The sequence below is a fragment of the Amycolatopsis sp. lyj-112 genome (genome assembly GCF_046549055.1).
Taxonomy (GTDB): Bacteria; Actinomycetota; Actinomycetes; order Mycobacteriales; family Pseudonocardiaceae; genus Amycolatopsis.
The window spans coordinates 566,058-573,499 of record NZ_JAJPWS010000004.1; the positions used below are offsets into that span (position 1 = coordinate 566,058).

5 protein-coding genes are annotated in these 7,442 nt (G+C 68.5%); 3 read left to right on the forward strand and 2 right to left on the reverse strand.

Annotated features, from left to right (window positions below; all coding sequences use genetic code 11):
• The first annotated feature begins 151 nt into the window (after window positions 1-151).
• From ACLJRL_RS18375 to ACLJRL_RS18385, 3 genes are all read left to right on the forward strand, one after another.
• The gene (locus ACLJRL_RS18375; RefSeq protein WP_410657408.1) at window positions 152-2,362 is read left to right on the forward strand and encodes a glycoside hydrolase family 3 C-terminal domain-containing protein; all 2,211 of its coding nucleotides are present in this window, start codon (window positions 152-154) and stop codon (window positions 2,360-2,362) included.
• A 49-nt stretch (window positions 2,363-2,411) separates the two neighbouring features.
• Window positions 2,412-3,419, forward strand: a complete 1,008-nt coding sequence (locus tag ACLJRL_RS18380) for a LacI family DNA-binding transcriptional regulator (RefSeq protein WP_410657409.1) — start codon at window positions 2,412-2,414, stop codon at window positions 3,417-3,419.
• A gap of 684 nt (window positions 3,420-4,103) precedes the next feature.
• Window positions 4,104-6,539 carry an NB-ARC domain-containing protein gene (locus tag ACLJRL_RS18385; RefSeq protein WP_410657410.1) on the forward strand — a complete coding sequence of 812 codons (2,436 nt, stop codon included), beginning with the start codon at window positions 4,104-4,106 and terminating at the stop codon, window positions 6,537-6,539.
• Window positions 6,540-6,547: 8 nt separating this feature from the next.
• Here ACLJRL_RS18385 and ACLJRL_RS18390 read toward each other — a convergent pair whose 3' ends face one another.
• Both ACLJRL_RS18390 and ACLJRL_RS18395 read right to left on the reverse strand, forming a co-directional pair.
• Entirely contained in the window at window positions 6,548-6,805 is a 258-nt protein-coding gene (locus ACLJRL_RS18390) for a hypothetical protein (protein WP_410657411.1), read from the reverse strand.
• A 123-nt stretch (window positions 6,806-6,928) separates the two neighbouring features.
• Window positions 6,929-7,348 carry a hypothetical protein gene (locus tag ACLJRL_RS18395; RefSeq protein WP_410657412.1) on the reverse strand — a complete coding sequence of 140 codons (420 nt, stop codon included), beginning with the start codon at window positions 7,346-7,348 and terminating at the stop codon, window positions 6,929-6,931.
• Between the last annotated feature and the right edge of the window lie 94 nt (window positions 7,349-7,442).

A 7,442-nucleotide genomic window follows, 5' to 3' on the forward strand; every position in this document is an offset into this window, starting at 1 on the left:
CACCGCCGGATAGGTTTGGTGCTCTCACGGCAAAGTCCGCACAGCAAACAGATCCGGATTGGCTGGTGCGCCACGTTGACGTCGCTCGGGCCACCACCATGAACCCCAGCCGAGTGGACAATGGACAGATCACCGCCGGAAAGGAAGCCCGTTGACCTTCCAGATCGAATCTACCGACCTGACGCTCGAGCAGAAGGCGTCGCTGCTGTCCGGCCGCGATTTCTGGAACACCGAGGCGATCGAGGCCGCTGGTATCCCGTCGATCCTGCTTTCCGACGGCCCGCACGGCCTGCGGCGGCAGGACAGCGAGGCCGACAACCTGGGCGTCCATGACAGCGTTTCGGCCACCTGTTTCCCGCCGTCGGTCGCGGTGGGGTCCAGCTGGGATCCCGAGGTCGCGGCGCGCGTCGGCGCGGCCATCGGCCGGGAAGCTCGGGCGGCCGGGGTCTCGGTGGTGCTCGGGCCAGGAGTGAACATCAAACGGTCCCCGTTGTGCGGCCGCAATTTCGAGTACTACTCCGAGGACCCACTGGTGAGCGGGGTGCTCGCCACCGCGTACGTGCGGGCCATGCAGGCCGAAGGCGTTGGTGCGTCGGTGAAGCATTTCGCCGCCAACAACCAGGAGACCGACCGGATGCGGGTCAGCGTGGACGTGGACGAGCGGACCCTGCGCGAGATCTACCTTCCGGCGTTCGAACGTGTCGTGACCGAGGCGCGCCCGGCGACGGTGATGTGTTCGTACAACCGGGTCAACGGCGTCTACGCCTCCCAGAACCGCCGTCTGCTCACCGACGTCCTGCGGGACGAGTGGGGTTTCGACGGCACCGTCGTCTCGGACTGGGGCGCGGTCAACGACCGGGTCGCGGCGCTCGCCGCGGGACTGGACCTCGAGATGCCCGGTACCGGCGGCAGCGGCGACGCCGAGATCGTGGCGGCCGTCCGGAACGGAGAGCTGGACGAAGCCGTCGTCGACCGGAGTGTCCGCCGCCTTCTCGCCCTCATCGGCCGGACGGTCCCCCCGGCCGGCGACGTCGATCCCGACGAGCAGCACGAGGTGGCGAAGCAGGTCGCCGCCGACTGTGCCGTCCTGCTGAAGAACGACGGGGACGCGCTGCCGCTGAGCACGCGAGCGGCGGTGGCGGTCATCGGCGAGTTCGCCGCGAATCCGCGTTTCCAGGGCGGCGGCAGCTCCCACGTCAACCCCACCCGGGTCGACACCGCGCTCGACGCGATCCGTGAGCTCGGGGAGTCCGTGACCTACGCGAGCGACCTGGCAGGCAACGCCGTCGAAATCGCACGTCAGGCGGACGTCGCGGTGGTGTTCGCGGGATTGGGCGAGCGGGACGAGTCCGAGGGCTTCGACCGGGAGATCATCGATCTCCCCGCAGCGCAGGTCGAACTCATCAAGGCCGTCGCGGCCGCGAGCAGGCGTACCGTGGTCGTCCTCTCCCACGGTGGCGTGGTGTCACTGGAGGGGTGGCACGACGACGTCGACGCCATTCTCGACGGCTGGTTGCTCGGCCAGGCGGGCGGAAGCGCGATCGCCGACCTGCTCTTCGGAATCGCCAACCCGTCGGGTCGCTTGGCCGAGAGCATCCCGCTGCGGTTGCAGGACAACCCCAGTTACCTCAACTTCCCCGGCGAATCGGGCCACGTCCGGTACGGCGAAGGCGTCATAGTCGGCTATCGCTACTACGAAACCGCCGACGTCGCGGTCCGCTACCCCTTCGGCCACGGCCTGTCCTATACGACCTTCGAGACCGGCGATCCGACGGTCACGGTGACGGGCGACGACTCCGCCACCGTCGCGGTGAGCGTCACCAACACCGGGACCCGCGCCGGGAAACACGTCGTCCAGGTCTACGTCGCCTCCAGCGAGGCTCCGGTGCGCTGCCCGGCTCGGGAACTCCGCGCGTTCACCAAGATCTCCCTCGAACCGGGCGAGACCCGCCGGGTCGAGCTCACCCTCGATCGTCGCGCCTTCGCCTGGTACGACATCGAACTGAGCCGGTGGGTGGTATCCCCCGGCGACTACACCGTCCAGCTCGGGCGGAGCGCGGCCGACATCGTCGCCGAACTGCCGATCACGCTGGCCGGCGACGTCATCATCCCGGTCCTGTCGCTCGATTCGACGGTCGAGGCTTGGTTCGGCCACCCGATCGTCGGCCCGGAACTCGGCAGGCTGCTCGCCGAGAACATGCCCGGCGAGCAGAGTGAGCAGGCGCGGAACAGCGCCGACTGGATGCGCATGGTCGCTTCGATGCCCATGCGCCGGTTCACCAAGCTCATGGCCTACCGGGGTGTCGAACTGCCCGCCGAAAGCCTGCCGCGGCTGATCGAACTGAGCAAGGGCGGCGCGTGAGACCGCCCGAGGTCGTCGAATCGATTCGACTCCGCACTATCATCGGGTCATGGTCACCATCGCAGATGTCGCCCGAGCGGCCGGGGTCTCCCCGAGCACCGTGTCCTACGTGCTTTCGGGCAGGCGTTCGATCTCCGAGGACACCCGTCGCCGCGTCCAGCACAGCATCAGCGAACTGGGTTACCACCCGAACGCCGGCGCTCGCGCGCTGGCCAGCAGCCGCACCAACGTGCTCGCGCTCGTCGTCCCGCTGCGGACGGACCTGAACGTCCCGGTGGTCATGCAGTTCGTCGCGGCCACGGTCACCGAGGCGCGCACCTACGACCACGACGTGCTGTTGCTGACCAAGAACGAAGGCCCGGACGGCCTGCGGCGGATCGCCGCGTCCGCCATCGCGGACGCGCTGATCGTGATGGACGTCGAAACCGCCGAGCCCCGCCTGCCGGTGCTGAGATCCTTGCACCGGCCGGTGGTGCTCATCGGGGTTCCCGCCGATCCCGGCGACCTGACCTGCGTCGATCTCGACTTCACCGCCGCCGGTGCCGCGAGCGTCACGCATCTGGCCGACCTCGGCCACCGAGAGGTCGCGTTGATCGGCCCCTCCCCCGCGGTCTACAAGCGCGGCACCAGTTACGCGGGGCGTTTCCTGCGCGGCTTCCGCCAGGCGGCCTCGAAACGCAAGGTACGCACGGGTTCGTTCCCGTGCGCTCCTTCCTACGACGCGCTCCGTGCCTGCCTCGACGACTTGTTCGCCAAGAACCCCGGCGTCACCGGACTGGTCGTGCACAACGAGGCCATCCTCGGCCCGTTGCTGTCCGAACTGAACCGTCGCGGCAAGCAGGTACCGCAGGACATTTCGGTGCTGGCGGTCTGCCCGGAGGACATGGCGGAGGCACAGTCGGTCCAGCTCACCTCGATCGCCATCCCGGCCGCCGAACTCGGCAGCCTCGCCGTCGAGATGGCCATGCGCCGTCTCGACGACGGCGGCCAGGCCGAAGTCCGGCTGCTGTCACCGCGGCTGACCGAGCGGGGCAGCACCGGTCCAGCGGTTTCCTAGTGCTCTGAGGGTGTCTTAGGTACCTGCTGGATTCTGGCTTCGGCTGACCGCGGGACCGAGGTCCGTGAAGGCCCCCTTGAGGAACTCTGGGTCCCTCAAGGAGTCCTTCACGGACCCGGAACGCATGCCTCTGGTCCCACCAGCCACAACGATCGCGCGTGGGCCGCCGAAGGATGTCCCGAAGCCCACGCCCCGCACCAGACATCGCAGGTCACACGTAGGTACCTCAAATAGGTACCTCAAAGAGGATCCGTTAGAACAGGAATCACCACTCACGACCGGCTGCACCGACCACAACCAAAACACAGGGATGTCTTCACGGACCTGCCAAACCGGCGACAACTTTGCCAACACTCTCACTAGGTGGTACGAGCAAGCGACCCGCACCGTGAGCCTCGTCGCAGTGGCCGGAATCGGCGACGGGCTGTCCTGTTCATCGGAGCGACCACCGCGGGGTCGAGCGGCTTCACCTCAACGGAAATCGCCGCCACGAACAGCCTGCCGAAGTCGTCGGGGCTTCTCGGACGCGCCGTCGGCAGCACCCTGAACTCGGCCGATACCACCCGCGGGCTGTCCGCGCCGCTTTGATCGCGGCGGCGGGTGACACGCCATAGTGCAACGAGCCGCGCTTCCCAGCACCAAGGTGGAGTTGAACCGGCCGGGTGGGTATGGATAATTCGGCGCATGACGCACGCCGCCCGAGGCGAGACCACCACGACTTTCAAGGCGCTGTTGAAGGGTTACCGCGTTCGCGCCGACCTCACGCAGGAGGAACTCGCCGAGGGGTCCGGCGTCAGCGTCCGGGCCATCAGCGACATGGAACGGGGGATCGCCAAAAGCCCCCAGCGCCGGACGATCGAATCACTCGCCGCCCCGCTGTCCTTGACCGATGAAGAGCTGACCGGCCTGCAGAAGGTCGCGAAACAGAGCCGTACCCAGCCGATCGCCGCACCGATCGCCGCACCGGCCGGGATCTACGAGTCGCCCATGATCGGCATCCTGCCGGCCGACGTCGACGACCTCACCGGACGCGAGCACGATCTCGAGGCGTTGCGCACTCTCGCGGCCGGCCTGCTCGGCGGCCGGCGCCGATCGGGCCGGATCGCCGTGCTGAGCGGACCTCCCGGCACCGGCAAAACAACTCTCGCGGTGCGAACGGCACACGACCTCGCGGCCGACTTCCCCGATGGCCGCCTTTTCTTGAAGCTCCGCGGGATGTCGTCCGAACCGAACGACCCGGCGGACGTACTGCACCTGATCCTGCGCTCGCTGGGTGTCGACGCCGTCCACATCCCGGCCGATCTGGAAGACCGGGTGAGCTTGTGCCGGTCCCTCCTGCAGGAACGCGCGACCTTGATCGTCCTCGACGACGCGGGCGACGAAGCCCAGGTCCGCCCGCTGCTGGTCGGCGGGCCCCGTTGTCTCACCCTGATCACCAGCCGTCAGATGCTGGTGGGGCTCGAAGGGGCCAGCAGGCTCAACCTGGACGTGCTCAGCGAGGACGACGCCGTCGCTCTGCTGTCGACCATCGTCGGTCCGGGGCGGGTCACGCGAGAGCGAACGGCGGCGATCGAACTGGCCGCGTTGTGCGGGCGGCTGCCACTCGCACTGCGCATCGCGGGCAACCGGCTGGCGAGCCGTCCCACGTGGCCGCTGGCGCGCCTGGTCGATCAACTCCAAGACCGAAGCAAGCGCCTGACCACACTCACCGCCGGCGACCTCAACGTGCGCAGCGTGTTCGAGTTGTCGTACCGCCAGCTCACGCCGACCGCCGCCAAGGTGTTCCGGCGGCTCGCCGTCGTCCCGGCCGCCGATTTCTCCGTGGGTGCCGCGATGACGCTCATCGAGGCGGAGGAGGACGACGCCGCCATCTTCCTGGAAGAACTCGCCGACGCGAGCCTGCTGCAGACGTCCCCGGAGAATGGCCGGTACCAGTTCCACGATCTGCTCCGGGTGTTCGCGACGGAACGGCTCACCCAGGAGGAAACCCCCGAAGCCGTCGAGGCGGCGGAAAACCGTCTCGCCGACTGGCTGGTGCGTACCGCGACGGCGGCGGCCCGGTACTTCCACCCGACCGACGGGGCGAGCCGTCCCCCTGTCGCGACGTCGTCGTTCGACGATCACTCCAGCGCGGGCCGGTGGCTCGAGGCCGAGATGAAGAACTGGCTCGCCGCGGTCAAAAGCGTCGCCGCTCGCGGCGACCACCGGCCGGTCCTCGACCTGGCCGAATCCATGCACTGGTACTCGGAGATCGGCGGGACCGCGAGCACCTGGTACGAGATGTTCGAACTCGCCATGAACTCGGCCATCGCGATCGGCAGCAAACGGGACGAGGCCGTCCATCGGAACTATCTGGCCTGGGTGCAGGCCACGCTGTGCGACCAGTCGGATGAGGCCGCCAAGATGGCCCTGCGGGCCTGGGACGCGGCGGTGGAAGCAGGCGACCGCCGCGAACAGGGCTGGGCACGCGTGTACCTTTCGAGCGCCCAGCTCCGCGACGGCAACCTCGCGACGCCGCCCGAACTGTTCGACGACGCCGTGCGCCTGTTCGAAGAGGCGGACTATCCGCCAGGGCTCCATGTGGCGCGGGCGATGCGGGCCACGTTCTGGTACCGGAGCGGCAGACTCGACGACGCCGCTGTCGAGTTCGACATCTGTGTCCGCTACTTCAAGCAGGGGCACGGAGGCTCACGCACTCCCGTGGACGACACCACCTACGCGTACCTGCTGCTGCGCTCGGCGCAGAACCTGGCCGCGCTCGACTCGGCCGATCTGGCGCTCGCCCAATGCGAAACGGCGCTCGAACTGTTCCGCCGCCACGGTGCGGCCATGGGCCAGGGCCGTGCCCTGCAGGACACCGGAAGGTTCATGCGCCGTCAAGGGGATCACGCGAAGGCGCGCCGCCGGCTGACCGAGGCCGTGGCGGTATTCGAACGCATCGGGCTGACACAGTCCCAAATCGACACGCTCTGTGACCGGGCGGCCCTGTCCGACGAGATGGGCGACCCGGTGTCGGCGCGCGACGACCGGGAACGGGCGCTGGCCCTCTGCGACCGGCTCGGCCGGACCGAAGGCACGAAGATCCGGGAGAGACTGACCGAACACCTCAACGCCTCGTAATCCGCCGGTCAGGCGGAGGCACGGGTCAGGTCCTCCCAGGTGATGTGACCGAGCAGGACGTCCTGGATGGTGTAGCGGGGGGTGGGCTCGAATTCGGCGATGGTCGTGGGCGCGTCCGTCCGCGACATCCCTGCGGCGGCGGCGATGCGGCCGCCGAGTTCACCCGCGTCCAGGTCGCGGATGTCGTTGCGGGAAACGTAGACGGCCACCATGTCCTCTTCGGACCGGGCGGGGCGGGAGCGGAGACCTTGGATTCGTAGCGACACGTCAACTCCTTGGTGTTGAGCGGTTCTGCGACTCTTGTCCCAGTAAACGCGACCCGTGTCCCGGTCACCATGAACAACCACCAGCAGAAGGACCGGAAGGAAAGTCCCGCCGGGGAACGTGGGTCAGCCCGCGCTCCACACCGGCGCGCGGTCCGCCACCGGCGGCTCCAGCACGAATCCGACCGCACGCCGGACGACGTCCGCCGCCACCGGGCCCGCCGTCCGCCCCCGGATGTGGCCGAGCAGGCCCGGTTCCGGCGCCAAACCGTGGTTCTCCAGGTAGTAGGTGACGGTGTCGGTCCAGATCCACACCCCGTCGGTGACGAAGTTCGTCGGCACGACGGCGGTCCGGTCCGGATCGAGGACGTCGTCCAGCAGGGACGGGGTGACCAGGATCGGGGTGCCGCCGGCCAGATACGCGACGAGCGACCGCAGTTCCTCCGGATCCTCGACCCGGGGATGATCGGGCGCGAAACCCGGACCCGTTTCGGGGTCGACGACGTCGAACACCCTGGCCAGGATGAACTCTTCCGCTGTGGTCACCGGGGTACCTCCTGCTGACGGGCATGGATTCGCCACCACAGCACACCGCGCCGCACCGCCGGGCACCAGGCAGAACGGGCGGCAGAACCGCCGC

Bases quoted from the DNA above. Each gene is read 5' to 3' on its own strand.
- ACLJRL_RS18380 (WP_410657409.1), top strand. From the start codon at position 2,412: ATGGTCACCATCGCAGATGTCGCCCGAGCGGCCGGGGTCTCCCCGAGC.
- ACLJRL_RS18385 (WP_410657410.1), top strand. From the start codon at position 4,104: ATGACGCACGCCGCCCGAGGCGAGACCACCACGACTTTCAAGGCGCTG.